The 25,325-nt window shown below is 65.1% G+C and carries 23 protein-coding genes and 1 pseudogene; 10 read left to right on the top strand and 14 right to left on the bottom strand.

Annotated elements, in window-relative coordinates; translation table 11 throughout:
* From VMJ11_RS10745 to VMJ11_RS10770, 6 genes and pseudogenes are all read right to left on the bottom strand, one after another.
* Positions 1 to 309, bottom strand: a pseudogene (locus VMJ11_RS10745) (cytochrome c4); the annotation flags it as partial.
* The gene (locus VMJ11_RS10750) at positions 306 to 1,931 is read right to left on the bottom strand and encodes a cbb3-type cytochrome c oxidase subunit I (protein WP_325619400.1); all 1,626 of its coding nucleotides are present in this window, start codon (positions 1,929 to 1,931) and stop codon (positions 306 to 308) included. The gene VMJ11_RS10750 and the pseudogene VMJ11_RS10745, both read right to left, overlap by 4 nt.
* Positions 1,921 to 2,496 (bottom strand): cytochrome C oxidase subunit II, encoded by a 576-nt coding sequence (locus VMJ11_RS10755; RefSeq protein WP_325619401.1) that lies wholly within the window; start codon positions 2,494 to 2,496, stop codon positions 1,921 to 1,923. Before VMJ11_RS10755 ends, VMJ11_RS10750 begins: the two co-directional genes overlap by 11 nt.
* A 39-nt stretch (positions 2,497 to 2,535) precedes the next feature.
* Positions 2,536 to 2,718, bottom strand: a complete 183-nt coding sequence (locus VMJ11_RS10760) for a hypothetical protein (RefSeq protein ID WP_325619402.1) — start codon at positions 2,716 to 2,718, stop codon at positions 2,536 to 2,538.
* Between the two features lie 7 nt (positions 2,719 to 2,725).
* Entirely contained in the window at positions 2,726 to 4,078 is a 1,353-nt protein-coding gene (locus VMJ11_RS10765) for a cytochrome c (RefSeq protein WP_325619421.1), read from the bottom strand.
* 49 nt (positions 4,079 to 4,127) lie between these two features.
* A complete protein-coding gene (locus VMJ11_RS10770) occupies positions 4,128 to 4,733 on the bottom strand; it encodes a c-type cytochrome (protein WP_325619422.1) in 606 nt (201 codons plus the stop codon).
* Between the two features lie 540 nt (positions 4,734 to 5,273).
* On the opposite strand from VMJ11_RS10770, the gene VMJ11_RS10775 reads away from it, so the two are divergent.
* From VMJ11_RS10775 to kdgD, 5 genes are all read left to right on the top strand, one after another.
* Positions 5,274 to 6,014 carry a FadR/GntR family transcriptional regulator gene (locus VMJ11_RS10775; protein ID WP_325619403.1) on the top strand — a complete coding sequence of 247 codons (741 nt, stop codon included), beginning with the start codon at positions 5,274 to 5,276 and terminating at the stop codon, positions 6,012 to 6,014.
* Positions 6,015 to 6,496: 482 nt separating this feature from the next.
* Positions 6,497 to 7,828: an MFS transporter gene (locus tag VMJ11_RS10780; protein ID WP_325619404.1), complete on the top strand. Its 1,332-nt coding sequence runs from the start codon at positions 6,497 to 6,499 to the stop codon at positions 7,826 to 7,828.
* Between the two features lie 35 nt (positions 7,829 to 7,863).
* A complete protein-coding gene (locus VMJ11_RS10785) occupies positions 7,864 to 8,961 on the top strand; it encodes a lactonase family protein (protein WP_325619405.1) in 1,098 nt (365 codons plus the stop codon).
* A gap of 60 nt (positions 8,962 to 9,021) precedes the next feature.
* A complete protein-coding gene (gene gudD / locus VMJ11_RS10790; RefSeq protein WP_325619406.1) occupies positions 9,022 to 10,371 on the top strand; it encodes a glucarate dehydratase in 1,350 nt (449 codons plus the stop codon).
* A 51-nt stretch (positions 10,372 to 10,422) separates the two neighbouring features.
* A complete protein-coding gene (gene kdgD, locus VMJ11_RS10795) occupies positions 10,423 to 11,340 on the top strand; it encodes a 5-dehydro-4-deoxyglucarate dehydratase (protein WP_325619407.1) in 918 nt (305 codons plus the stop codon).
* Between the two features lie 100 nt (positions 11,341 to 11,440).
* Here kdgD and VMJ11_RS10800 read toward each other — a convergent pair whose 3' ends face one another.
* Both VMJ11_RS10800 and VMJ11_RS10805 read right to left on the bottom strand, forming a co-directional pair.
* Positions 11,441 to 11,713, bottom strand: a complete 273-nt coding sequence (locus VMJ11_RS10800; protein ID WP_325619408.1) for an H-NS family nucleoid-associated regulatory protein — start codon at positions 11,711 to 11,713, stop codon at positions 11,441 to 11,443.
* A gap of 105 nt (positions 11,714 to 11,818) precedes the next feature.
* Entirely contained in the window at positions 11,819 to 12,517 is a 699-nt protein-coding gene (locus tag VMJ11_RS10805; RefSeq protein WP_325619409.1) for a cytochrome b/b6 domain-containing protein, read from the bottom strand.
* Between the two features lie 177 nt (positions 12,518 to 12,694).
* Here VMJ11_RS10805 and VMJ11_RS10810 point away from each other — a divergent pair, with 177 nt between their 5' ends.
* Positions 12,695 to 13,294 carry a TMEM175 family protein gene (locus tag VMJ11_RS10810; RefSeq protein ID WP_325619410.1) on the top strand — a complete coding sequence of 200 codons (600 nt, stop codon included), beginning with the start codon at positions 12,695 to 12,697 and terminating at the stop codon, positions 13,292 to 13,294.
* 51 nt (positions 13,295 to 13,345) lie between these two features.
* On the opposite strand, the gene VMJ11_RS10815 is transcribed toward VMJ11_RS10810, so the two are convergent.
* The gene (locus tag VMJ11_RS10815) at positions 13,346 to 13,909 is read right to left on the bottom strand and encodes a DUF4142 domain-containing protein (RefSeq protein ID WP_325619411.1); all 564 of its coding nucleotides are present in this window, start codon (positions 13,907 to 13,909) and stop codon (positions 13,346 to 13,348) included.
* A 397-nt stretch (positions 13,910 to 14,306) separates the two neighbouring features.
* Here VMJ11_RS10815 and VMJ11_RS10820 point away from each other — a divergent pair, with 397 nt between their 5' ends.
* On the top strand, positions 14,307 to 15,629 hold the full coding sequence (locus VMJ11_RS10820) for an MFS transporter (RefSeq protein ID WP_325619412.1): 1,323 nt from the start codon (positions 14,307 to 14,309) through the stop codon (positions 15,627 to 15,629).
* A 57-nt stretch (positions 15,630 to 15,686) separates the two neighbouring features.
* Here VMJ11_RS10820 and VMJ11_RS10825 read toward each other — a convergent pair whose 3' ends face one another.
* The 3 genes from VMJ11_RS10825 to VMJ11_RS10835 are packed head-to-tail and all read right to left on the bottom strand — an operon-like array spanning position 15,687 to position 19,098.
* Positions 15,687 to 16,490: a sulfite exporter TauE/SafE family protein gene (locus VMJ11_RS10825; RefSeq protein ID WP_325619413.1), complete on the bottom strand. Its 804-nt coding sequence runs from the start codon at positions 16,488 to 16,490 to the stop codon at positions 15,687 to 15,689.
* 33 nt (positions 16,491 to 16,523) lie between these two features.
* Complete coding sequence (locus VMJ11_RS10830; protein ID WP_325619414.1) at positions 16,524 to 18,179, bottom strand: TIGR01244 family sulfur transferase; 1,656 nt, start codon at positions 18,177 to 18,179, stop codon at positions 16,524 to 16,526.
* Positions 18,180 to 18,216: 37 nt separating this feature from the next.
* Positions 18,217 to 19,098: an MBL fold metallo-hydrolase gene (locus tag VMJ11_RS10835; protein WP_325619415.1), complete on the bottom strand. Its 882-nt coding sequence runs from the start codon at positions 19,096 to 19,098 to the stop codon at positions 18,217 to 18,219.
* 277 nt (positions 19,099 to 19,375) lie between these two features.
* On the opposite strand from VMJ11_RS10835, the gene VMJ11_RS10840 reads away from it, so the two are divergent.
* Complete coding sequence (locus VMJ11_RS10840) at positions 19,376 to 20,779, top strand: sigma-54 interaction domain-containing protein (protein WP_325619416.1); 1,404 nt, start codon at positions 19,376 to 19,378, stop codon at positions 20,777 to 20,779.
* 119 nt (positions 20,780 to 20,898) lie between these two features.
* On the opposite strand, the gene VMJ11_RS10845 is transcribed toward VMJ11_RS10840, so the two are convergent.
* Positions 20,899 to 21,399, bottom strand: coding sequence for an Lrp/AsnC family transcriptional regulator (locus VMJ11_RS10845; RefSeq protein WP_325619417.1), 501 nt, complete (start codon positions 21,397 to 21,399; stop codon positions 20,899 to 20,901).
* A gap of 196 nt (positions 21,400 to 21,595) precedes the next feature.
* Between VMJ11_RS10845 and VMJ11_RS10850 the strand changes: the two genes are divergently transcribed.
* Positions 21,596 to 22,612 (top strand): 1-aminocyclopropane-1-carboxylate deaminase, encoded by a 1,017-nt coding sequence (locus VMJ11_RS10850; protein WP_325619418.1) that lies wholly within the window; start codon positions 21,596 to 21,598, stop codon positions 22,610 to 22,612.
* A gap of 277 nt (positions 22,613 to 22,889) precedes the next feature.
* Positions 22,890 to 24,440 carry a methyl-accepting chemotaxis protein gene (locus VMJ11_RS10855; protein WP_325619419.1) on the top strand — a complete coding sequence of 517 codons (1,551 nt, stop codon included), beginning with the start codon at positions 22,890 to 22,892 and terminating at the stop codon, positions 24,438 to 24,440.
* Between the two features lie 170 nt (positions 24,441 to 24,610).
* Here VMJ11_RS10855 and VMJ11_RS10860 read toward each other — a convergent pair.
* Positions 24,611 to 25,325 (bottom strand): catechol 1,2-dioxygenase (locus VMJ11_RS10860; protein WP_325619420.1); only part of this gene is annotated, 715 nt, incomplete at its 5' end.

Consider the following 25,325-nt stretch of genomic DNA (forward strand, 5'->3'; position numbering starts at 1 on the left):
GCAGCGCAGGGCGAGCGTGGCACCGCGGCCAACCGACAGCGTGGTCGCGCCATCGAGCATGTGCGGCGTGAGTTCAACCTGGCTGATCTGATAGCCGGGCGCGACCGACGATTCGACCTGGTGCCACTGGCGCGGCACGCCGGCCGCGCTACAGATGGCATTCCAGACGCCCTGGAAGTACGGATCGGTCTTCACGGAAGGGAGCCAGACGAAGCCGATCAGCACGGCGACGACGAACACGGCGATCGTCGCGCCGACGCCCGTGCGGAACCAGACATTGCGTAACGAGAACAGGCGTTCGTCGCTCATCGCTGCGCTCCAATCGGGATCGCGGGCACGGCCGTTTCGGGCGTCGCGAGCAATTGCGCGATCGGGTAGCCGTAATTGGTGATCGTGAGGGCGATCATCAGCACGACCCACAGCGCGAAGCTATTGAGCGCCACCGGCAGCGTGGGCGACTCGTGCACCGGTTTGCTGAAACGATATTCCTCGGGCGTGACGACTGCTCCGCGATGCCCCTGCAGCAGCACGAGGAAGAACAACACGGCGGAAGTCACGAGAATCAGGCCGCCCACCGCCGAAATCGCCACGAGCGCCCCTTGCCCTGCGAGCGCCGGGTCGCTGTAGTCGTAGTAGGCCATGCGCCGCGGCATGCCCATCAGGCCGACCAGATGCCACGGGAAAGTCGTCACGATCATGCCGATGAACCAGAGCCACAGCTGCCAGCGCATGAGCCGCCAGTTGGTGAGCGCGCGGCCCGTGAGCTGCGGCCACAGGTCGTAGGCGATCGCGAAGTACATGATGACGATCGCGCCGCCATAGATCAGATGAAAATGGCCGGTGATCCACTGGGTGTTGTGGATCGGCTGGTCGAGCTGGTAGCTCATGTTGATGAGGCCGCCAGCGCCGCCGAAGCCGAGCATCACGAACGAGAACGCAACGGCCAGCATTTGCGGGTTATGCCACGGCAGTTTCGCGATCCAGCCAAACGCGCCCTTGCCGCCGCGCAGCCGTCCGGCGATTTCCACCGAAGCGCAGATCGTGAACACGGTGAGCAGCGTAGGCACCGACACGAGCGCGGTGAACACCGACTGCACGAACTTGAAGCCCGAGCCCACTTGCGGGTCGGTGAAGAGGTGATGCAGGCCGATCGGCATGGCCACCACGAGGAACAGGATGAACGAGATGCGCGCCATCGCGTCGCTGTAGAGCCTGCCGCCGATCGCGCGCGGCACGATCGTGTAGTAGGCGATATACGCGGGGATCAGCCAGAAGTAGACGATGGCGTGCAGCGTCCACGAGAAGAACACGCGCGCGAGCCCCGCGTCGATGGTGTTGCGCCAGCCGAGTGCGACGGGCAGGATCTGGAACAACACCTCGATGGCCGCGCCCACCGCGGTCCAGCCCCACAGGTAAGCGCCAGCCGTGGTCGCGAACATCGCGAGCGGCACCGGCTTGCCGCGATTCTCGCGCTTCCATGCGGCGAGGTTTATGCCCATCAGCGCGACCCAGACCCACGAGCCCACCACCACGAGCACGACGCCGATGTAATAGAACACGTTGGCGAGCATCGGCGGGTAGAACGTGTAGAGCACGGAGGCGAGGCCGAGCGCGACGGTCACCGAGGCCGTGACGGCGCCGAGTGCGAGCAGGATGAAGCCGAGCCAGGCCCAGCGCACGCCCACGAGCGGGCGCTTGAGCGCAAGCTCGCTGACCGCATAGCCGAAGCCCATGGCAATGAGCGTGGGGAACACGTAGCCCATCACGGTGCCGTGCTCCGTGACCGAGCGGTAGTAGAGCTCGGGGTCCGAGAGCCACGGGTGGAACGGGCTGCGCACGAGCATTTGCCACGCGCCGAGCAGGAGCGCCACGCCGAACACGCCGAACGCGAGCCAGAAGTGGGCGAGTACGAGTCGCTTGTTATTTAACACAGCTGAGTCTCCGCGCGGGGTTGCCTGCCTGAGCCGCCATCTGCATGAAGGCATCCTTGTCGATGACCTTCACGTGCGCCCACATGCCCTGATGGCCCGTGCCGCAATATTCGTGGCACGGCATGAGATGGTCCCCGGGCTTGTCGAAGGTCGTGCGGAACGTCGAGATATAACCAGGCTCGACCATCGTGTTCAGGTTGGTGTCGGTGACGAGGAAGCCGTGCACGACATCGGCGCTCGTCGCGCGAAACGTAATGGGCACGCCCACGGGCACGACGATGCATTGCGGCGTGAACGAGTATTGCTGCGCGAGCACGCGCACCGTCACGGAGCCGTCGGACTCGAGCGCGCTGCCGAGATTCGTCTCGACGAATTCGCCGGATACGTGCAGCGTCGCCGGATTGATGAGTTCGACGCGCGAGGGCGGCATCATGGCCCAGTGCAGGCCGGTGAAGACCACCACGGCTACGAGCACGGTGACGAACGCCACCATGAGCATCGCCCATCGGCGCTCGACGCGCGCGGCGACTTCGGCACTGGCATGGTTATCGAGGGGGTTCGACATGAGGCCGGCCTTTTCTGGTCTGTCTGAACGATTGAATGACTATTGGATGACGCCGCGCGGCAGGAACACGATGAAGTAGAACGCGAACCAGATCGCGGCCACGATGGCGGTGGCGATGCCGGCGACCGCGAGCGCGCCGCCCGGGCCGTTGCGCACGATCTCGTCGACCTGCTCGTGCTGGGGGAGTTCGCCCGGTTGTTCGGGAACGGGAGTCTCGATCATGGCAGCCTCAGAAGAGCGGCGCCGAACGCAGCGCGTTCACTTCGTGCTCGGAAACCGGCGTGCCGTGATTGCCCCACGCCGTGCGGATATACGTGACCACCGCCGCCACTTCCTCGTCGGAGAGCGACTGCGCGAACGGCGGCATGCCATAGGGCATCGGATTCTTCCTCGTGCCGGGCGCATAGCCGCCGTTCAGCACCATGCGGATGGGGTTCACGGCCGAGTTCATCTGGATCGACTGGTTGTTGGCGAGCGGCGGGAAGTGCGGGGGCTTGCCCTGGCCTTCGGCCGCGTGGCACACCGCGCATTGCGCCTCATAGATCTTCTTGCCGATCGGCAGCAGGCGGGCGGCTTCCTCCGTCACGAAACTGCTCTTGGGCGAGGTATCGACTTCGCCGCTGTGGCCGGGCAGCGATTTCAGGTAGACGGCCACGGCGCGCACGTCGTCCTCGGTGAGGTACTGGAAGCTGTCGTACACCACTTCGGCCATCGGCCCGTATACGGCGCCGCGTTTGGACACGCCCGCATGCAGCAGGTCGACGATGTCCTCGATGCTCCAGTCGCCAAGGCCCGCTTCCTTGTTCGAGGTAAGCGACGGGGCGTACCAGTTCTGCACGGGAATCAGCCCGCCCTGGAACTCCTTCGAGGCCGTATTGCCGCCGAGCGCGTTGATGGCCGTGTGACACATCGTGCAGTGGCCGAGCCCTTGCACGAGGTACGCGCCGCGATTCCATTCGGCGGACTGCGTGGGGTCGGGTTTGAACTCGCCCGGGCGGAAAAACAGCGTGCGCCAGCCGAGCAGCAGTTGTCGCTGGTTATACGGGAAGCGCAGATCGTGCGGGCGGTTCGGCTGAGGCACGGGTGGCGTGGAGAGCAGGTACGCGAAGATCGCATCCGAGTCGGCGCGCGTGACCTTGGTGTACGACGCGAACGGCATGGCCGGATAGAGCAGCGTGCCGTCGCGCGACTTGCCGTCGTGCAGCATGCGGTAGAACTCGTCGGCGGTCCACGCGCCGATGCCGTATGTCTTGTCCGACGAGATGTTAGGCGTGAAGAGCGTGCCGAACGGCGTTTCCATCGCGCGTCCGCCGCCGAACATCTGCGCCGAGGGCACCGTGTGGCACGCAATGCAGTCGCCCGCGCGCGCGAGGTACTCGCCGCGCGCGATCTGCTCGGCGTTGCTCGCCACCGGCTTCGCGTTGGCCGTGGCCGCTGCTGCGGCGGCGCGCGCCGCATCGGCTGCGTTGGCGCTCGGCGCCGCCGTTTGCGCGGACGCGGTGACGGCCCCCGCGCAAAGCAGTGCCAGCGTGAGCGATGCGGCAAGCGGGAGCCGTCCCGCGCGCAACGCGCGGGACGGCATGAGCGACGAAGTCAGAAGGGATCGAAGTCTGCGCACGTCGAGGCCCCGGCTAGTGATTGACGCTGCCGCACGCGAGCGGCAACGGCGAGGGCGCCGCTGGCGTCGGGTCGGCGGGCGCGGGTTGCGACGAGAGCCAGGCCGCGATCGCGGTGATGTCGCGATCGGCCAGACGCGTGGCGATGTCGTGCATGCAGTCCGGGCTCGCGGCGCGGCGCGTGCCGTAGCGGAACGCGCCGAGCTGCGCACTGATGTAGTTCGGATGCAGGCCCACGAGCCCCGGAATGGCCGGCTGCATGCCCGTGAGCGACGCGCCGTGGCAGCTCGCGCACGCGGGCACTTTGCGCGCGGGCTCGCCGTTCATGACGAGCGACTTGCCGAGCGCGAGCGTGGCCGCATCGACCGTGGGCGTGGCGGGCGGCGGATAGGCCGGGTGCTGCTGCGAGAAGAATTCCGCGATCTGCTTGAGGTAGGCGTCCGGCAGATACGCAAGCAGATAATTCATCGGCGGATAGCTGCGGCCGCCGTCGCGAAAGGCAATGAGCTGGTTGTACAGGTAGCCTGCCGGCTTGCCGGCGAGGCGCGGAAAGTAGTCGTTGTCGGTGCCTTCGCCGTGCGCGCCATGACACGCCGCGCAACCGAGCACGCGGGCCTGCATCGTGTCAGGCGCCGGCTCGGCGGCGGGGGCCGCGAAGAGCGGCGCCGCGGGCAGCGCGAGCGCAAGGATCAGGAGGACGATGCGGTTTCTCAATGATTCCCTCGTGGCGAATTGTGACAGCACAAACGCGTTGCGATTCGATATCAGTTAAGGCGTCGTCCGTGGGAATTGAATTTCGATGATTGTCGGGCGCGCATCCTCTGGGCAGATTATGGGAGAAAAACATAAATGCGCGCCACAAGGGTGTGCAAAAAAATCCACCGGCGAGCACTCGATCAATATATGTTTGCGAACGAAACGGATCGGCATTTGATCGTGTGTGATGCGCCATTTAAATCGGACTGCGAAGTAAATCGGGGATTGCGGCGCAGGTGCGGCGAGAAGGGGTGCTACAGGCATGGCAGGTCCTGGTCGTCGGATGTCCGCAGTCGTGTCGGTGCGCGCAAAGTGAATACATGGGCATCGTTTGCGCGCCTGTCGTGTGGTTGTCCGACAACGTATAATGAAACGGTAAACAGACATCGAGCCAAGGAGAGCCACATGGCGGAATCGCTTGCCGCGCCCATTGCCGCGCGTAGCCGCAATCTCGCCGAGCAGGTCGTCCACTACGTCAGCGAGCAGATCGCCTCGCGCGCGCTCAAGCCCGGCGACAAGCTGCCCACCGAAAGCAGCCTCATGACGCAGCTCGGCGTGAGCCGGACAGTGGTGCGCGAGGCCATCTCGCGCCTGCAGGCCATTTCCGTGATCGAGACGCGCCACGGCATTGGCAGCTTCGTGCTCGAGCCACGCCGCGAGCCGCTCGAACTCGACGTCGTGCCGGCCAGCACGCTCAACGACCTGCTTTCCGTGCTGGAACTGCGCATCAGCCTCGAAACGGAGTCCGCGGGCCTTGCCGCCCAGCGGGCCAGCGAACGCGATCTTGCCGGCATGCGCGCGGCGCTCGACGCGCTCGAAGTCGCCACGCGAACGGGCGGCGACAGTTCGGGCGCCGACCTCGAGTTCCATATCTCCGTGGCGCGCGCGACCGGGAACCGCTATTTCGTCGACATCCTCACGCAGATGGGCGCCGCACTGATCCCGCGCCATCGCATCAACTCGGCGAGCATCGCGCAGCGCGATCCCAAGGCCTACGCCGAACTCGTGAACCGCGAGCACGAGAGCATTCTCGACGCCATCGCCCGCCACGATCCCGAAGGCGCGCGCGCGGCCATGCGCATGCATCTGTCGAGCAGCCGCGAGCGGCTGCGGCGCGCGGCGGTGGAGTCGGGCGAGAAGGCATAGCACCAGTTCGAAGCTCGACGCTCGACGCCCGAAGCGAGGCGTGGATAGAAAAACAGCGGCCCAGGTGGCCGCTGTTTTTGTTCGTGCTTCGCGATTGTGTTGCTTGCATTGCGCACAGGCCGCCCAAGCCCCTCAAGCGCGCACGAGTTCGCCGTTCCGGGGGCGGCAGAGTTCGAGCGGATTGGCATCGGCGAGTGCTTCGGGCTGCGTGCCAGCTCCGAGTGCGGCTGCGATGACTTATGTCATCGTATAACATGAAGCGCCTCGAAAAACCGTGGTGAGTGCATTTTAGTGCATGGATTTGTGGCGATTTTTCGGCCAAATTTCGACAATTTCGTGCATTTCTCCTAGCTTTTCCCCAGGGCTGAATCCATAAGCAGGGTAAACGCGACATTGGTTCCTTCGCCGGGCAGGCTTAGAATGTCATCAGACAACGTACCACAAAGAGCCGAATACGAGCGCCTGCAAAGGAGACAGCCCCGATGTCCGCCCCCGTCAACCGTTATGAAGACCTGTTGGACTCGGCCAGTTCCAAGGTCATGCGGCACGTGCTGCCGCTCTTCCTGATCATGTTCATCGCGAACTACATCGACCGTGTGAACGTCGGCTTTGCCGGCGCGCATATGAAGGCCGACATTGGCCTTTCGGCGGCGGCTTACGGACTGGGCGCGGGGTTGTTCTTCGTCGGCTACGCGCTGTTCGAGGTGCCTTCGAACATGCTCATGCAGAAGTTCGGCGCGCGCGCCTGGCTCACGCGCATAATGGGCACCTGGGGGCTAGTGGCCGGCGCGATGGCGTTCGTGCAGAACGACACCTCGTTCTACGTGCTGCGCTTCCTGCTCGGCATTGCCGAGGCCGGCTTCTTCCCCGGCGTGATCTATTACTTCGCGCAGTGGCTGCCGCAGAAGGAGCGCGGCAAGGCCGCGGCGGTGTTTCTCGCGGGCTCGGCGTTCGCCTCGGTGCTCTCGGGGCCCGTCACGGGCGCGCTGCTCTCCGTGCGCGGCCTCGGTCTCGCGGGCTGGCAGTGGATGTTCCTGATCGAAGGCGCATTCTCCATCGCGTTGTGCGGCGTGAGCTGGCTGCTGCTGAAGTCGCGCATCCGCGACGCCCACTGGCTCACGAGCGACGAGCAGGGCGCGCTCGAAACTTACCTCGCGCGTGAGCAGGCCGAGCGCGAAGCCGCGACGGGCGCCCATTTGCCGGTGCTGCGCCTGTTGAAGGACCCGCAGATCGTGCTGTTCTGCTTCCTCTATTTCGCCATCCAGCTCACGATCTACGCGGCCACGTTCTGGCTGCCCACGATCATTCGCAAGATGGGCGGTCTCACCGATTTCCAGGTGGGCCTCTACAACGCGATTCCTTGGATGATCGCCATCGTCGCGATGTACTGCTTCGCGCTGCTTTCGGCGAAGTACCGCTTCCAGCAGGCGTGGCTCGCGCTCGCGCTCGTGATCGCGGCCTGCGGCCTGTTCGCCTCGACCTCGGCCAACCCGGTGTTCTCGTTCGTGGCGATCTGCTTCTCGGCTATCGGCTTCAAGGCGGCTTCGTCGCTGTTCTGGCCGCTGCCGCAAGGCTATCTCGACACTCGCGTGGCCGCCGCCGTGATCGCGCTCATCAACTCGCTCGGCAATCTGGGCGGATTCTTCGCGCCGGCCACGTTCGGCTATCTGCAGCAGCACACGGGCTCGATCTCGGGCGGCCTCTACGGACTCGGCGTAACCTCACTGATTGCCGCCGCTGCCGCGTTCCTCGCACGCAACCGGCCGTCGCGCCGCGCGTTCGCCGAAGAATCGGTCCATCGCGGCGCGCATTGAGCCCGCCCCGCAACCTTTCCGATTTCCTGCACACCATGAACCAGCCAGGCCCCGACCGCTTCTTCGTCTATGTCGCGAATTCGCAGGATGGCGACATCGGCGTGTTCCATCTCGACGCGCGAACCGGCGCGCTCACGCGGCATGCCCGCGTGGCCGCGCAGGAAAACGTGATGCCGATGGCGCTCTCGCCCGATCGCCGGCGGCTCTACGCCGCCACGCGCGGCCGCGACAAACGCCTCAACGACTACGCGATCGACGCGCAAACGGGCGACCTCGCGCCGCGCGCACAGACGCCGATCGAATCGAGCCTCGCGTACCTGTGCGCCGAGCCGCTGGGGCGCTTCCTGCTCGGCGCTTCGTATGGCGAGCATCGCGTGAGCCTGTACCGCGTGAAAGACGTCGAGAGCGGGAAGGGCGAGCCGCTGCAGGTGATCGGCGGCATCGAGCACGCGCATGCCATCATCGTTTCCGCCGATGGACGCTTCGCGTATGCGTCGTCGCTTGGGAGCAACCGCGTGTTCTGCTTCGCGCTCGAAGACGAAGGGCGCCTCGTCGAGATCGGCACGGTCGATCTCGGCGCGGGGTTCGGTCCGCGGCATTTGCGCTTCTCGCCGCGCGGCGACGTGCTGTACGTACTGAGCGAATTCCGCGCGACGGTGGCCGCTTTCACACGCGACGCCACCACGGGCAAGCTCACGGCGCTACATGTCTCGCCGCGCGCCGCCGATCTCGCGCATCTGAACGACGGCTTCGCGCGGCCTAACGCAGCGGACCCCGTGCAGCCCGATCCGGCGGTGCTCGCGAAGCTCGTCTGGGCCGCCGATATCCACGTCTCGCCCGACGGCCGCTTCGTCTACGCATCGGAGCGCACGTCGAGCCGCCTGCTCACGCTGCGCGCGGCACAGGACGGCGCGCTCGAATGCGTGGCGACGACGCCGACCGAAACGCAGCCGCGCGGCTTTCGCATCGATCCCACGGGCCGCTTTCTCGTGGCGTGCGGCGAAAAATCGCCACATGTCTCGGTTTACGCAATCGACGCGGCCAGCGGTGCGCTCACGCCCGTCTCGCGCAGCGAGGGCGGGCACGGTGCGAACTGGGTGGAGATCGTCGCAGCGGGTGCCGGGCAGATTTGATCGATACGCTGGATTTTCGAAGGCGCAGCGCGCGCCGCACTTCTTACAGGTAATACGTCCATGTCTACACAAACCGTTCAACCGAACGCCACGCCCGTCGTGACCGAATTGCGCGTCGTGCCCGTGGCGGGCCGCGACAGCATGCTTCTGAACCTCTCCGGCGCGCACGGTCCGTTCTTCACGCGCAACGTCGTGCTGCTGCGCGACAGCGCGGGCAACACCGGCATCGGCGAAGTGCCGGGCGGCGAAGCGATCCGCAAGACGCTCGAAGACGCGCGCGCGTTCGTCGTCGGGCAGTCGATCGGCAATCTCCAGGCCGTGCTCAACACCGTGCGCAAGCAATTCGCCGACCGCGACTCCGGTGGCCGCGGCCTGCAGACCTTCGACCTGCGCACCACGATTCACGCGATCACGGCGCTCGAAGCCGCGCTGCTCGACCTGCTCGGCCAGCACCTCGGCGTGCCCGTGGCCGCGTTGCTCGGCGAAGGCCAGCAGCGCAGCGAAGTGGAGATGCTCGGCTATCTCTTCTTCATCGGCGACCGCAACAAGACCGATCTGCCGTATGCGAGCGGCGCTGACGGCCGCGACGACTGGGACCGCCTGCGCACCGAGGAGGCGATGACGCCCGAGGCCGTCGTGCGTCTGGCCGAGGCTGCGAAGGCGCGCTACGGCTTCAACGACTTCAAGCTCAAGGGCGGCGTGCTGGCGGGCGAGGCGGAAATGGAAGCGGTCACGGCGCTCGCCGAGCGCTTTCCGGAAGCGCGCGTGACGCTGGACCCGAATGGCGCGTGGTCGCTCGCAGAAGCCGTGCGCCTGTGCCGCGACAAGCATGACGTGCTCGCCTACGCGGAGGACCCGTGCGGCGCGGAGAACGGCTATTCGGGCCGCGAGGTGATGGCCGAGTTCCGCCGCGCCACGGGCCTGCCCACGGCCACGAACATGATCGCGACCGACTGGCGGCAGATGGGCCACGCCATCCAGTTGCAGTCGGTCGACATTCCGCTTGCCGACCCGCACTTCTGGACCATGCAGGGCTCGGTGCGCGTTGCGCAGATGTGCAATGACTGGGGCCTCACGTGGGGCTCGCATTCGAACAATCACTTCGACATCTCGCTCGCGATGTTCACGCACGCGGCCGCGGCGGCGCCCGGCAAGATCACGGCCATCGACACGCACTGGATCTGGCAGGACGGCCAGCGCCTCACGCGCGAGCCGCTGCAGATCGTGGGCGGCAAGGTGCAGGTGCCGCGCAAGCCCGGTCTCGGCATCGAGATCGACCTCGACGAGCTCGAGAAGGCGCACGCGCTCTACGAGCAGCACGGCCTCGGCGCGCGCGACGACGCGATCGCCATGCAATACCTCATTCCCAACTGGAAATTCGACAACAAGCGTCCGTGCCTCGTGCGCTGAACGCCGTTTTCAACTGAACATTTTCACTGACTCAGCGACAGGATCAAGACCATGACCACACCGCAAGAACTCAAGCAAATCGTCTCCGAAGGGCTGCTGTCGTTCCCCGTCACCGACTTCGACGCGCAAGGCAACTTCCGCGCGGACACCTACGCCGCGCGCCTCGAATGGCTGGCCCCGTACGGCGCAAGCGCGCTGTTCGCGGCGGGCGGCACGGGCGAATTCTTCTCGCTCACGAAGAGCGAATACTCGCAGGTGATCAAGACCGCCACCGAAACCTGCAAGGGCAAGGTGCCGATTCTCGCGGGCGCGGGCGGCGCCACGCGCGTGGCCATCGAGTACGCGCAGGAAGCGGAGCGCAACGGCGCGCAGGGCATTCTGCTGATGCCGCACTACCTCACGGAAGCCTCGCAGGAAGGCATTGCCGCGCACGTGGAGCAGGTTTGCAAGGCCGTGCCGAAGATGGGCGTGATCGTCTACAACCGCGCGAACTCGAAGCTCAACGCCGACATGCTCGAGCAGCTCGCGGACCGTTGCGAGAACCTGATCGGCTTCAAGGACGGCGTGGGTGAGATCGAGGCGATGGTGACGATCCGCCGGCGTCTGGGCGATCGATTCTCGTACCTGGGCGGCCTGCCCACGGCCGAAGTCTACGCAGCGGCGTACAAGGCGCTGGGCGTGCCCGTGTATTCGTCGGCGGTGTTCAACTTCATCCCGAAGACGGCCATGCAGTTCTACCGCGCGATTGCCGCCGACGACCATACGACCGTGGGCAAGCTCATCGACGAGTTCTTCCTGCCGTATCTCGCGATCCGCAATCGACGTGCAGGCTACGCCGTGAGCATCGTGAAGGCGGGCGCGAAGCTCGTGGGCCACGACGCCGGCCCCGTGCGCGCGCCGCTCACCGACCTCACGCAAGAGGAAGTGGCCCAGCTCGACGTGCTGATCAAGAAGCTCGGCGCGCAGTAACGGGCGCCATTCATGCGGCGGGCGCCGGGCGACTGGCGCGCCGCATCGATTGACAGGGCCCGTGAGGGCCCTGTTTGCATTGGCGCGCGAGGGCGGGGGCTCAGGATTTGTCGGCGGCGTCGCCGAACAGGTCGAGGTTGGCTGGGTGACGCGCGCGCCGTCCGGGCTTGCCGCCTTCGGGCTGGCTTGCGCGGCGCGCGGCCCCGGCCTTTTCGCGGCGCGGCTTGCCGAACACGTCTTCGGGCGTGAAGCCAAATTCGGCGATTGCCGTGCGCACGGCAGCCAGCGCCTCGTGCGCCGCCTCGGCGCGCGCGGCTTCGATGCGCTCGTCAAGCTCGCGCTTCTGGGCGAGCAGTTCACGGTAAGTTGCCATCGAGAAATCTTGTCGAGTGAAAGCGAGCCGCCGATTTTACGCGTTGCGCGGGGTTTGCGCCGGGTTTCCATTCCGGTTGGCGGCACGCGCCGCGCGCGGGAGCGTTCAAAGATACGAGGCGAGCAGCACGACCACGACGCCCGAGAAAGCCATCAACAAAGCCGCGAGCCACAACGACGCGCGTTTTGGCGCGCGTACCGAGGCGGGCAGGCGCTTTCTGCCGCTCACCATCGGGCCGAGCAAATTGTGGCCTTTCACGAGCGCATAGACGGCAATCGCACAGATATGCAGCACGACGGCTGCCGCGAGCACGTCCCAGACGTACGCATGCATGTCGGCGATGGCATTGGCGATCTTCGCGGGCACGATTTCGCTGAGCGGCCCTTCGTCGGCGATGTCGTTATTGTCGTAGAGACCAGTGAGCGTTTCGACGAGCAACAGCGCGAGCAGCAGCAGGACCATCCAGCCGCCCGCAGCGTTATGGCCCACCTGCGTGTCGGGCTCGCGCCGCAGCAGATGGCGCAGATGCATGAGCGCCTTGCGCGGCGAGGCGACGAAGCGCGAAAAGCGCGCGGTCTCGCTGCCGAAGCAGCCCCACAGCATACGGAACAGCAGCAGCGCGAGCAGCGTCTCGCCAATGCGCACGTGCGACTGCATCCAGTTCATGCGCTGCGTGACGTATGCGGCCGCCACCAGCACGACGGTCAGCCAATGAAAAAGCCGCGTGGGCAGGTCCCATACCGGCACGCTGCGCGCGGGGCTGTCTTGGGTTGCGGACGGCTTGGCTCGTGGGTCAGTGTTCATGATCTCGGGGCGGGCAGGCGAAGCGACCCGGCGGCATCCATCATAGGCCAGGAAACACCAGGAAGCGGCGCGCATCCTGTGTGGCGGGGCACACGCTATTTCGCTCAAATGGCGTCACGCGGCGACTTCGGCCATACTTGCCGCTGCCCTTACATCTCTTGCAGGCCGATCCGGCAGATGGAAAAGAACCGACTCGAAGCCTTCAGCGATGGCGTGCTCGCCATCATCATCACGATCATGGTGCTGGAGCTCAAGGTGCCGCACGGCGACGACCTCGCGGCGCTCGTGCCGCTCTGGCCTGTGTACGTGAGCTACGTACTGAGCTTCATCTACGTGGGCATTTACTGGAACAACCATCACCACATGCTGCACGCGGCGCACCGCGTGAACGGTTCCGTGCTCTGGGCCAATCTGCATCTGCTGTTCTGGCTTTCCCTGCTGCCGTTCACCACGGGCTGGATGGGCGAGAATCACTTCGGGCGCTGGCCTACCGTGCTCTATGGCATCAACCTGCTGCTCTGCGCGCTGGCCTACGTCGTGCTGCAAATGGTGCTCGTAAACTATCACGGCAAGCAGAGCCCGCTGGCGCGTGCGCTAGGTAGCGACATCAAGGGCAAGATTTCGCCGGTGCTCTATCTGGCCGGCTGTGCGCTGGCGGCGCTCGATTATCCGCACATCGGCGCGATCTTCTTTGGCATCGTCGCGCTGATCTGGCTCGTGCCCGACCAGCGCATGGAGCGGCTCGCGCTGGCCGCGCGCGAGCAGAGGGAAGAGTAGGCAGCATAGGGGGCGGCGCGCGGGCAGCCAGCCCCGTTCATCATCACATCATCAGCCTGCCAGGTGCTTGCGCCTGGCGAGTTCCTGCGCTTTGGCGTAGTCGGCCTGGATCACGGGCAGGCCTTCCGTCGCCGCTTTCTTCAAGCCCGCATCGCGGCCCGATGCAATCTCCGCCTGGAACGCCGAAAGCGTTTTCTGCTGACCGGCCAGCGCCACCTGTTCGATATAGCGCTTGTCGAAGTCCGCGCCGCGCAGGTCCTCGATGCCGCCCAGCACGGCCGCGTCGGGGTCGTTGCGCGGCACGTCCACGCCGCGCGGGCTCGCCGCGCGCATCGAGTCCGAGAGCTTCGTGTAGTCGGCGACGAGCTTCTCCGAGAAGGCCTTCACTTCGCGGTCGCTCGAGCGCGAGTCGGCAATGCGCGCGGCGTCGCGCTGCGTTGCGACGGTCTGGGTGCCGTCCGCGATGAAGGTCTTGTCGGCGGCGTGCAGTTCCTGTGCGCCAGTCGTGGTAGTGGCCGCGGCCGGTGCGGGAGTCTGCGCATGAGCGCTCAGCGTAACGACGCAAAGGCTGGCGGCCGAAGCCGTGATGAGCGCGGCAAGCGAGAGGCGAGTCATCTGAACTCCTTTCTGCGTGATTGGTATCGATTGCGCGCGCAGGACCGCTGGCAGTGCGGCTTTGCGCGGGACCGTCTTGCGTGAAGCGGGTTGCTGCTCAACGGTCCGACGAATTCTAGAAACATGCCGATGCTTCAGGTGAAACGATCACGTCGCTTGTGTAGCGGTTGGTAAGAGAGCGAGGCGAGATCGGTGGCCCGCAACGCCATTCACCGATGCAAAGAAAAGTTTTCCATTCGCACCAACGGGCGCACAATGTCTCGCTGTGCGGATCGTTGCGCGCGCTGCGAAATATCCCAAGATTTGGGCATCTCTACGGATCGCCAGCCGCGCGCGTGAAGACGCGATTACAGGCTCGAATGCAGACACAAGTGCAGGCCAACGAGGAGGAGACAGGATGGGCGACAAACTGGTTGCAACCGCATCCACCGCGGAAACGACACGCGTGAATTTTCGCTGGCGCGTGCTGATCTGGCTGCTGTTCGGCGGCATCATCAATTACCTCGATCGCGCGAATCTCGCGATCGCCGCGCCGGGCATGATCCACGATCTCGGCCTCACGCGCACGCAGATCGGTCTGCTCGGCACCGTGTTCGCATGGACCTACGCCGTGATGCAGTTGCCGGCGGGCTGGATCATCGACCGCTTCGGCGCCAAACGCGCCTATGCGGTAGGCATGATCTGGTGGAGCGTGGCGACGATGCTCACCGGCGTGGTCGGCTCGATCTCGGGTCTCATCGTGATGCGCGTGCTGCTGGCCGTGGGCGAGGCGCCGTGCTGGCCGACTTCCGCGAAGATCACGGCTGCCTGGTTCCCGGCCAAGGAGCGCGGATTCGCGACCGGTATCTGGGATTCGTCCTCGAAGTGGGGGCCCGCGCTCGCGCCCGCCGTGCTGGTCGCGCTGATGATCGCGTTCGGATGGCGCTCGCTCTTTCACGTGACAGGCGCCATCGGCATCGTCTTCGCGGTGCTGTTCCTGTTCCTCTATCGCAATCCCGCTCAAAGCAAGCGGCTCACGCGCGAGGAATTCGCCTATATCGAAGCGGGCGGCGGCGCTCACGAGCATTCGCTCGCGAGCGCACCCATTCGTTGGCGCGCGCTATTCGCCGCGCGCAGCGTGTGGGGCATGATTTTCGGCTACTTCTGCGCGATCTGGCTGTGGAACATCTTCCTCGTGTTCCTGCCGCTGTATTTGCTCGATCGCTTCCATATTTCGTTCGCACAACTTGGCATCTATGCGAGCGTTCCGTGGTTCGGCGGCGCGGTGGGCGAGATCGCGGCGGGCTGGATCGCGAAAAAGCTCGTCGATCACCGCGTGGCCTCGCCCATGGTCGCCAAGCGCATGTTGATCGTCGCGGGCTCGCTCGGGGCCGCGGTGTGTGCGATCGCACTGCCGTTCGTGAGCACGATCGATGCGACCGTCGCGCTGATGACGGCGGGACTCGCGTGCATCGCGGCCACCATCGGCAACGCGTGGGCGCTCGCGAGCGACATCGCGCCGTCTTCGATGGTCGCCTCCGTGAGCGCGATCCAGAACTTCGGTGGCTATTTCGGCGGGGCGTTCTCGCCGGTCGTGGCGGGGCTCATCGTCGACCGCACGGGATCGTATTCGCTCGCGTTCATGATCGGCGGGGCGATCGCCGGTTGCGCGGCGCTGTTCTACTGGTTCATGGCCCGGCACCCGGTGGGCCAGTCGGCCGAGTCGCCGCGCGTGGCGTGAGGGTGGGCGGAGGGATCGACGGTACGCGGCGCGCTGGCTGCGCGCCGCCACGAACGTTCACGCAAAGAGCGCCTTGATCGTCAGCCCAACGGCGACACACACCAGAATGACGGCAAAGCCAAGTTGCACGTGATGTGCGGCCAGACGATGGGAGGCAATACGACCGCTGAGCATGCCGGCGGCGGTGGCAACGCTGAACCACAAGGCGACGTCGAACGGAAATGCCGCGCCGTGCAGGGCCGTCGCCAGTACGCCGCCGCTGCCCACCAGGGCGATCACCATGAGAGAGGTCGCCACAATGCCGTGCATGGACACGTCCGTGAGCTTGCGCATCATGGGAACGATGACGAAGCCGCCGCCCACGCCTAGCAGGCCTGTCATCAGCCCCGTCAACGAGCCGGTCGCCCCGAGTGCGACGGCAGTGCGCCATGTCCAGTCGAAGCGGCCAGTCGCCGGATCGATGTGCGCCACGCACAGCGGCGAATCCGTCTGAGTAGCCTTATTGCGCTTGAGCGTCTGCCGCAGGAGCCTCACGGCGACGAACAGCATCACGGCAGCAAACAGGACGAGCAGAAGCCGCTGCGGCAGCGCGCGCGCAAGGCGTGCGCCAACCGCCGTGGCCGGCACGCCGGCCGCCGCCATGAAGAGTGCGGCGCGATAGCGCACGAGGCGCTTGCGGAACGCCTCGAGCGCGCCCACTGCCGCGCTGCCTGCAACGGCGACGAGTGCGACTGGCGTTGCCTGCTGCATGGGCCAGCCCATCCCGAACACGAGTGCGGGCACGGCCAATATGCCTCCGCCCGCTCCCGTGAGTCCGAGAATGGCGCCGACTCCAGCGCCGAGTAAAAGCGAGATCAACATCGATTACCTCGAGTGACGGCAAGGGGGCGATTATCAGTCGGCCATCTGGGGTTGCACGAACCATTCGCGGCCCTTGAGCATGCCTCGCCAGTAGAGCGGCGGCAGGATGCGTTCCTTGAGCAGCCAGGCAAGCCGCGAGGGATTTTTGCCGTCGATGATCCATGTGGGGAGGGTCGGTGCAACCTTGCCGCCGTAGAGAAATTCCGCGAGTACGATCTTTCCGCGTTCGACCGTGAGCGGGCACGAACCGTAGCCGTCATACGTCGCCGCTCCGCTTCTCATGCCCAGTGCGGCAAGCACGTTGTGCGCAACGACCGGCGCCTGCTTGCGCGCCGCGGCGGCGGTCTTTGCGTTCGACGTATTGGTCGCGTCGCCAAGGCCGAAGATGTTTTCGTAGGCCTTGTGCCGCAAGCTGTTCGGATCGACGTCGACCCAGCCGCCAGCGTCGGCCAGCGGGCTGACGCGGATGAAATCGGGCGCCTTCTGCGGAGGCACGACATGGAGCATGTCGAAGCCGGTTTCGAATGTTTCGCTGCCGCCGCCGGGCAGCGCGCGCGTGAAGATCGCCTTTCTGGCTTCGCCGTCGACGGCGGTCAGGTTGAAGCCGAAGTTGAGGTTGATGCCATAGGACTCGACGTACTTCATCAGTGCGGGCACATAGTCGGCCACGCCGAAGAGCGCCGCGCCGGCGTTGAAAAATTCGACGTCGATCTGGCCGAGACGCCCGGTGCGACGCCAGTGATCGGAAGACAGATACATGGCCTTCTGGGGGGCGCCTGCACATTTGATGGGCATGGGAGGCTGCGTGAAGAGCGCGCGGCCGCCCTTGAACTGCTGCACCAGTTCCCATGTGTATGGCGCCAGGTCGTAGCGGTAATTGGAGGTCACGCCATTGCGGCCCAGCGTCTGCGGCAGTCCTTCGATGGCATTCCAGTCCAGCTTCAGACCCGGACAGACAACGAGCTGACGGTATTTCACGACCCGGCAGCCTTCGAGTATCACCGCGTTTGCGGCGGGCTCGAACGCGGCCACGGCGGCCTTGATCCAGCGCACCTTGCGCGGGAGGACGCTGCCCATGGGACGCGCCGTCGTTTCGGCGTGGAATACCCCGGCACCCACCATCGTCCAGCCGGGCTGGTAGTAGTGCACGTCGGCGGGATCGATGATCGCGATGTCCAGATTGGGTGCGCGGGCGAGCAGGCTCGACGCGGTCGCGACACCCGCGGCGCCGGCGCCGATGATCACGACATCGTGCTGATCTTCGGAGGAGGCATGCGGCGTGCCGATGCGGCGCGGCAGCCCGCTGAAGTCGAGCCCGGCGCGCTTGCCTGCGGCCAGAATGTCGACGAGCGACATGGTCGGCGCGTTGGCCAGCGCCCACAAGGTCGCCGAGCGCATTCCGCTACGGCAGTAAGCGAGCAGGGGGCGGGGCACCGTTTCCAGATAGCCGCGAAATCGTTCGGCATCCTGATCGCTTACCTTGCCCGACTCAACGGGAAGGTAATGGGTTTCGATGCCGAGCGCTCGTGCTGCCTGCTCGATTTCGATGAACGTGGGCTGGTCCGCTCCTTCGCCGTCGGGGCGATTGCAGATGATTGTGCGGATGCCCATCTCGCGCAGCGCGGGCAAATCGGCAGTGCGAATTTGCGGGGAAACTGCAAACGTCTCCGTGAGCTTCTTGATTTCCATGTTTTTCTCGAATTTCAGAAATTGGCCGTTGCACGGCTCAAAGGGCGTTGACCGGGATCTTGATGTAAGAGAGGCCATTGCTCTCCGGCTCCGGCAGGTGCCCCGCGCGCATGTTCACCTGCACCGAAGGCAGGATGAGGACGGGCATGTCGAGCGTGGCGTCGCGGGCCGTGCGCATGGCGATGAACGATGCCTCGTCGATGCCGTCGTGCACGTGCACGTTGGCTTCGCGCTGTGCGGCCACGGTGCTTTCGAATTGCACGGGGCGGCCGCCCGGCTGGTAGTCGTGGCACATGTATAGACGGGTCTCGGGCGGCAGGCTGAGGACCCGCCGGATCGACCGGTAGAGCGTCGACGCGTCGCCGCCCGGGAAGTCGCAGCGCGCGGTTCCGTAGTCGGGCATGAACAGCGTGTCGCCGACGAAAGCGGCCTGGTGCGTGCCGTCGCTGACCACATAGGTCACACACGCAGGCGTGTGGCCCGGTGTGTGCATCACGCGCACTTCCAGTTCGCCCACCTGGAACACTTCCCCATCGGCGAACAGGCGACCGAACTGCGAGCCGTCGGCGCGGAAGTCCGCTCCGGCATGGAAGAGCTTGCCGAATACCGTCTGGACGCGCCTCACGTCTTCGCCGATCGCAGTGCGGCCGCCAAGCTTCGCCTGAAGGTAGGGCGCGGCGGAAAGGTGATCGGCGTGGACATGGGTTTCGAGCAGCCACTGCACGCGCGCGCCCAGTGCCTCGACCCGCGCAGCGAGTCGGTCGGCCGTCGTGGTGCTGGTGCGTCCCGACTTCGGGTCGTAGTCGAGCACGGAGTCGATCAGCGCGCAGTCATTCGTTGCGGGGTCCAGCAGCAGGTAGCTGACCGTCCAGGTGGCAGGGTCGAAAAAGCCCTCGACGACAAACTTGCAGGTACTCATTGCGTTGTTCCTCACCATTATTTTCATGTCTGGCAGAACCTGTTCCCAGGTCCTTCCCACAAGTACAGACAAATACCGTGCCAGCAGCGCTAAAAAATGGGGTGAGTTTGCTAAATGACTAATTTTTAGGGGTATTTTCTTCAGAGGGCGACCAGACGATCACCGCGCGCCACGCAAAGCGTGTGACACGAGCGTCATGAAAGCTGCCATATGGCAGTCCCGTGGCAGAAATGGCAGTCGCGAGGTATAGTGCGGCAACCCCGAAGGAAGATACGCCATGACATCGCCCGACTTGCCGCCGAAACATCCGACCTCGCCTTCGAGGTTGCCCTCGGCGTTGCCCGCCAGCGCGCCCGACCTCGGCGCGCTCGTGTCCTATCTGGAGTACGACCCGCAGCCATCCATCGTGCTCGATCCGCACTACCAGATACTCGCGGCCAATAGGGCATACCAACGCCAGTTCGGGGTGGAGGGGCAGGCTCATGTCGGTCGCAAGTGCTACCAGGTGTCGCACCACTACGACGTGCCCTGCGATCAGGCGGGCGAGCACTGCCCGATGAGACGCGCAGCGGAGGTGCGCAGCGCGGACCGCGTACTCCATATCCATCACACACCGCGTGGGCCCGAGCATGTCGACGTCGAGTTGCGGCCGATCTTCGATGCGAAGTCGGAGATCGTCGCGTATGTCGAGCGCCTCGCGACCGTGCGCGGGGCATCGGCCAAGCCGAGCGCCGAAGGCCTGGTCGGCCGCGCGCCGGCATTCAACAAGGCGATTTCCGCGTTGCAGCGCGTCGCGCCCTCGATGCTGCCGGTCTTGCTGCTCGGCGAATCCGGAACGGGCAAGGAGTTGTTCGCGCACGCGCTTCACGAGGCGAGCGAGCGGGCACAACGGCCGTTCGTCGTGGTCGACTGCTCGGGCATCACGGAAACGCTGTTCGAAAGCGAGCTGTTCGGATTCGAAAAGGGCGCGTTCACTGGCGCCACGAGCCGCAAGCAGGGGCTGGTCGAAACCGCGCAGGGCGGCACCTTGTTTCTCGACGAGATTGGCGACGTACCATTGTCGATGCAGGTGAAGCTGTTGCGGCTGATCGAAACGGGCACCTTCCGCCGTGTCGGCAGCACCGAAACCCAGCGCGCCGACTTCCGGCTCGTTGCCGCCACGCACAAGCCACTCGAGCAAATGATCGCGGCGCAACAGTTCCGCTCCGATCTCTACTTCCGGATCAGCGCATTTCCCATTCATCTGCCTGCCGTGCGGGAGCGTCTCGACGATATCCCGCTTCTCGCGGACTCGATCCTGCAGCGCATGGCTTCGGCGAAGCACGGCCCATTGCGCAAGCCCTCGATTTCGGCGGACGCGCTCGAGTTGTTGCGCGCCTGGCACTGGCCGGGCAACATTCGCGAGCTGCGCAACGTGCTCGAACGCGCGAGCCTCCTGGCGGACAACGGCGTGATCCGGCCCGAGCAGTTGCCGGATGCGCTCAGGACGAAGACTGCGGCCCTCGTTGAGGACGTGTCCGCGTCGGGCTATGCGTTGCCCCGCAAGCTCACGGACGAAGCGTTCGTGAAGATCGCAGCGCAATTTCGCGGCAAGCGAAGCGAGCTGGCTGCCCAGCTCGGGATGAGCGAGCGCACCCTTTACCGCCGGCTCAAGGCGCTTTCCATCGATGAGGATGCCTGATTAATACGCCTTGACGTAACGTTCGGCATGGCGACTGTCATGCATGGGCATTACATGACTGTGCGATGCCGCTCGCTTTGCGGTTGGGTATGCGACCGGGGCTGGTCGAGCCTGCCGCGTCACAAGGGCAACGCGTGCGTCGACAGAATCTCCTTCAGGACGATGAAGCTCCGAACCTGCCGCACGCCCGGCAGATATAGCAACTGCTCGGCGTGAAGCCGGTTGAAGCTGTCGTTGTCGCGCGTGCGCAGGAGCATGAAGTAGTCGAATTCGCCCGTCACGACGTGGCACTCCATGCAGCCGGACACCTTCTGCGCGGCCTTCTCGAATGCGGCGAACGTCTCGGGCGTCGAGCGGTCGAGCACGAAGCCGATTACGACCAGCATGCCCGCGCCGAGCGTCTTCGCGTCCAGTAGCGCGACGACGCTGCGGATCAACCCCGTCTCCTTCAGTCGTTCGACGCGCCGCAGGCACGCCGGCGCGCTCAGCTTCACTTTCGCGGCGAGACTCACGTTCGAGATCGACGCGTCCTGCTGAAGATGCCGAAGAATCGCGCGATCGATGCGATCCAGCGTGGGCGCTGCCTGCGGTGAGGCGGCAGATTTCCTCGTTAATTTCATTGCGTATCGCTCCAGAATCACGAACTAAAGATGCCCATTGGAAGCACGGATCGATATTAACGTAGGCAGATTCTACTTATTTCGCAAGCTCATTTCTGACGGTCCCGCCTATCATTTTTCCATCGGAATGCAAGCCGGCGGCACGCATCGAACGAAGCCGGTCCCACCCGCGAGTTCATCCCCACGGAGCCAATCGATGGACCTTCAACGCTTTTCCCGTTATCCGCTGACATTCGGGCCGACGCCCGTGCAGCCGCTAAAACGCCTGAGCGAGCACCTGGGCGGCAAGGTCGAGCTATATGCAAAACGCGAGGACTGCAACAGCGGACTTGCGTTCGGTGGCAACAAGACTCGCAAGCTCGAATACCTGATTCCCGAAGCCTTGGCACAAGGCTGCGACACGCTCGTGTCGATCGGCGGCATCCAGTCGAACCAGACGCGCCAGGTTGCGGCAGTGGCCGCGCATCTCGGGATGAAGTGCGTGCTCGTTCAGGAGAACTGGGTAAATTATGCCGACGCTGTCTATGACCGCGTCGGCAATATCGAGCTCTCGCGCATCATGGGCGCCGACGTGCGGCTCGTGCCGGACGGTTTCGACATCGGGATCCGCCCGAGCTGGGAGGAGGCGCTCGAAAGCGTGCGCAAGGCGGGAGGCAAGCCTTATCCGATCCCGGCGGGGTGCTCGGAACATCCGCTGGGCGGCCTCGGTTTCGTTGGCTTCGCCGAGGAAGTGCGGCAGCAGGAAGCACAGCTCGGATTCAAGTTCGACTATGTGGTCGTGTGTTCCGTGACTGGCAGCACGCAGGCGGGGATGGTGGTGGGCTTCGCCGCCGACGGGAGAGCGGATCGCGTGATCGGCATCGATGCATCGGCGACACCGGAAAAGACCCGCGCGCAGATCACGCGGATCGCGCGCCACACGGCTGAGCTGGTCGACCTCGGGCGCGCGATTGGCGAGCAGGATGTCGTGCTCGACACGCGCTACGGCGGCCCCGAGTATGGCTTGCCGAACGAAGGCACGCTCGAGGCTATTCGCCTGTGTGCGAGGCTCGAAGGCGTGCTCACCGATCCGGTCTACGAAGGCAAGTCGATGCATGGGATGATCGACAAGGTACGCCGCGGCGAATTCGAGCCCGGATCCAAGGTGCTCTACGCGCATCTTGGCGGCGCTCCGGCGCTGAGTGCCTATAGCTTCATTTTTCGCAATGGATGACGCGGCCCGTCACTGCCGCGGGCTTGTGTTACCGGCGCGAAAGTTAGACCTTCCGCAGGGCCTCATACAGGCCACATGACGTTGCATACAGTTCCCCTTCGCAGAACTTACAGAATCTCGCGCGCCAGTGTGTGCCTCTCTGCTCGGGCTCGTCCCCCCAAAATGATCCTCAAGTGCCCTGGTTTCATGCCGATAAGCCGGTAGACGGCTACGAGTGGTGTTACCAGAACGCCCAACTGCCGCAACACAGACAACAATCTGACTTTGGAGGGGCGAAGTGGGCAGATTCAGGATCAGTACCACCTTGACTGCAGTGCTGGCGCTGCTGATTGTCATCATTGGCATAGGCAATCTCGTGGCGCTCAAGGGGGTGCGCGACACGGCCGGATCCGTCGAAGCGATGAGCCAGGCGACCGTCGAGGTGACCGAAGTCACGGAAGCGTTCGCCGACACGCAGCGCGCCCGCGTGTCGATCTCGGCGGCGCAGAGCGCTGCCGAGATCGGCCGGGCCGATGTGGCGAAGGACCTGACGCAGACCGTCGACGCACGCCTCGAGCAGGGGCAGGCACAGATCAACGCGTTTGCGCAGATTCAGCGCGCCGACCCGGAGGACCAGGACCTCGCGCGCCGTCTCGTGCAGACGTACAACGCGCTGAACGAAAGCGTAAGGAGCGAACAGAAGGCGCTCGCTGCCAATGACCTGGCGGCTTTCAATCACATCAGCGCGATCGAAAGCATCGAAGCTTCGCGTACGTTCAACAACGAGATGGACAAGTTCGTGAAGCGCTCGACCGCGCGCGCAGACGCGGCGAAGGACGCCGCGAATAGCACGACCTCGTTTCTCGAAACCGTGCTGGCGATATTCCTCGGTCTCATCGTGCTGGTCGCGATAGTCGTGCGCAAAGCGCTGTCTCGCGTTGTGCAGCAACCGCTCAAGCACCTCGGCGAACATCTGGACCGCGTTGCGCGCGGCGACCTCACCGCGCGCCTGGGCGAGCACGGCGACAATGAAATCGGCATGCTCGCTTCGGCAGCAAAGCGCATGCAGGAAAGCCTCACCGGTGTGATCGGCACCGTGCTCACGTCGACCGCGTCCGTTAGCACGGCTTCGAAGCAGATCGCCGCGGGCAATATCGACCTGTCGTCGCGCACGGAGCAGCAGGCCGCGTCCCTGCAGGAGACCGCGGCGTCCATGGAAGAGCTCACGTCGACGGTCCAGCAGAGCGCGTCGAACGCGCAGCACGCGAACGACCTGGCAACGGCGGCTTCGGAGGCGGCAGGCAGAGGGGGCGCGGTGGTCTCCGAAGTGGTGGACACCATGAACTCCATCAACGAGTCGTCGCGCAAGGTCGTCGATATTATCGGCGTGATCGACGGTATCGCGTTCCAGACCAACATCCTCGCGCTGAACGCGGCTGTCGAGGCGGCGCGTGCCGGCGAGCAGGGCCGAGGCTTCGCCGTGGTCGCCTCAGAGGTGCGCAGCCTTGCACAGCGGTCCGCTTCGGCGGCCAAGGAGATCAAGGCGTTGATCGACGACTCGGTCGCTAAAGTCGACGCGGGCACCGAACTGGTCGCGCGCGCCGGATCGACGATGTCGGAGATCGTCACGAGCGTGGAGCGTGTGACGGGCATCATGGCCGAGATCTCGGCGGCGACCCACGAGCAGACGATGGGTATCGAGCAGGTCAACCGGGCAATCAGCCAGATCGACGAAGCGACGCAGCAGAACGCGGCACTCGTGGAGCAGGCTTCGGCGGCCGCGCAGTCCATGCAGGACCAGGCCGCGCTGCTAGAAAGGGCGGTGAGCGTGTTTCACCTGGCAGCGTGATCGGCGGCACCTTTGCGCGCACAGCCGCCAGGACGGTTCTGCCGTGACCGTCACACCACTGGCGCTGTTTTCGACTGGCTATGCGTACGCGCGGCCGGAACCCCATCGGTTCGGATGAACCGTCCAACGATGTGGGGTATCCGTTGCCGCGCGGCCGCCTTGTCGGGCGATTACGCCGTGGCCGAAGCGCGCAGGCGTTGGACGACCTGGTTGTCCTTACCCAGGACGAGCGGCGTCAACGTGAGGTTGAACTCGATGTCCTTGTACGCATCGGCCTTCAGGCCCAGCGCCGTCCCGCCGGTCTTTTCGACCACCGGCGGAATCAGTTCCTCACGCGTGGCATAGGCGAAGTCGTCCCAGATCAGCGGGTCGCCTTCGATGTTGAACTGCGTGGTGAGCTTGCGGGTGTTCCCGGACGTGACGAAGAAGTGCACGTGAGCCGGACGGTTGCCGTGGCGGCCGAGCCCGTTCAGCAACTGCTGCGTGGCGCCCTGCGGCGGGCAGCCGTAGCCCACCGGCATCAGCGTGCGGAATTCGTACTTGCCGTCGGCACCCGTGCGAACCGCGCCGCGCAGGTTGAACTCGCTCTGTGCGCCGGTCGGGTCGAAGTGCGAATAGAAGCCCTTCGAATTCGCATGCCAGCATTCAACCAGCGCACCCGCGACAGGTTTGCCTGCCATGTCGGTGACCTTGCCGTGAATGATGAGCGGGCCCGCATCCGCGTCCGGATTGATGTCGATGCGGGACACGCCCTCGCGCACCGGTGCGCCCGCAACATACAGCGGGCCTTCGATCGTGCGCGGCGTGCCGCCTTCGAGGCCGACCGCCTTGTCGGCGGCGTCCATGCGAATGTCGAGGTACTTCTCCAGACCCACGCCAGCGGCC

It is taken from the genome of Paraburkholderia sp. (assembly GCF_035501035.1).
Classification (GTDB): domain Bacteria; phylum Pseudomonadota; class Gammaproteobacteria; order Burkholderiales; family Burkholderiaceae; genus Paraburkholderia.

Coding starts and splice junctions, on each gene's coding strand:
- VMJ11_RS10785 (WP_325619405.1), top strand. CDS start 7,864: ATGAACCAGCCAGGCCCCGACCGCTTCTTCGTCTATGTCGCGAATTCG.
- VMJ11_RS10760 (WP_325619402.1), bottom strand. CDS start 2,718: ATGATCGAGACTCCCGTTCCCGAACAACCGGGCGAACTCCCCCAGCAC.
- VMJ11_RS10815 (WP_325619411.1), bottom strand. CDS start 13,909: ATGACTCGCCTCTCGCTTGCCGCGCTCATCACGGCTTCGGCCGCCAGC.
- VMJ11_RS10840 (WP_325619416.1), top strand. CDS start 19,376: ATGACATCGCCCGACTTGCCGCCGAAACATCCGACCTCGCCTTCGAGG.
- VMJ11_RS10765 (WP_325619421.1), bottom strand. CDS start 4,078: ATGCCGTCCCGCGCGTTGCGCGCGGGACGGCTCCCGCTTGCCGCATCG.
- VMJ11_RS10805 (WP_325619409.1), bottom strand. CDS start 12,517: ATGAACACTGACCCACGAGCCAAGCCGTCCGCAACCCAAGACAGCCCC.
- VMJ11_RS10780 (WP_325619404.1), top strand. CDS start 6,497: ATGTCCGCCCCCGTCAACCGTTATGAAGACCTGTTGGACTCGGCCAGT.
- VMJ11_RS10825 (WP_325619413.1), bottom strand. CDS start 16,490: ATGTTGATCTCGCTTTTACTCGGCGCTGGAGTCGGCGCCATTCTCGGA.
- VMJ11_RS10830 (WP_325619414.1), bottom strand. CDS start 18,179: ATGGAAATCAAGAAGCTCACGGAGACGTTTGCAGTTTCCCCGCAAATT.
- VMJ11_RS10755 (WP_325619401.1), bottom strand. CDS start 2,496: ATGTCGAACCCCCTCGATAACCATGCCAGTGCCGAAGTCGCCGCGCGC.
- VMJ11_RS10810 (WP_325619410.1), top strand. CDS start 12,695: ATGGAAAAGAACCGACTCGAAGCCTTCAGCGATGGCGTGCTCGCCATC.
- VMJ11_RS10850 (WP_325619418.1), top strand. CDS start 21,596: ATGGACCTTCAACGCTTTTCCCGTTATCCGCTGACATTCGGGCCGACG.
- VMJ11_RS10775 (WP_325619403.1), top strand. CDS start 5,274: ATGGCGGAATCGCTTGCCGCGCCCATTGCCGCGCGTAGCCGCAATCTC.
- VMJ11_RS10770 (WP_325619422.1), bottom strand. CDS start 4,733: ATGCAGGCCCGCGTGCTCGGTTGCGCGGCGTGTCATGGCGCGCACGGC.
- VMJ11_RS10835 (WP_325619415.1), bottom strand. CDS start 19,098: ATGAGTACCTGCAAGTTTGTCGTCGAGGGCTTTTTCGACCCTGCCACC.
- VMJ11_RS10845 (WP_325619417.1), bottom strand. CDS start 21,399: ATGAAATTAACGAGGAAATCTGCCGCCTCACCGCAGGCAGCGCCCACG.
- VMJ11_RS10820 (WP_325619412.1), top strand. CDS start 14,307: ATGGGCGACAAACTGGTTGCAACCGCATCCACCGCGGAAACGACACGC.
- gudD (WP_325619406.1), top strand. CDS start 9,022: ATGTCTACACAAACCGTTCAACCGAACGCCACGCCCGTCGTGACCGAA.
- kdgD (WP_325619407.1), top strand. CDS start 10,423: ATGACCACACCGCAAGAACTCAAGCAAATCGTCTCCGAAGGGCTGCTG.
- VMJ11_RS10800 (WP_325619408.1), bottom strand. CDS start 11,713: ATGGCAACTTACCGTGAACTGCTCGCCCAGAAGCGCGAGCTTGACGAG.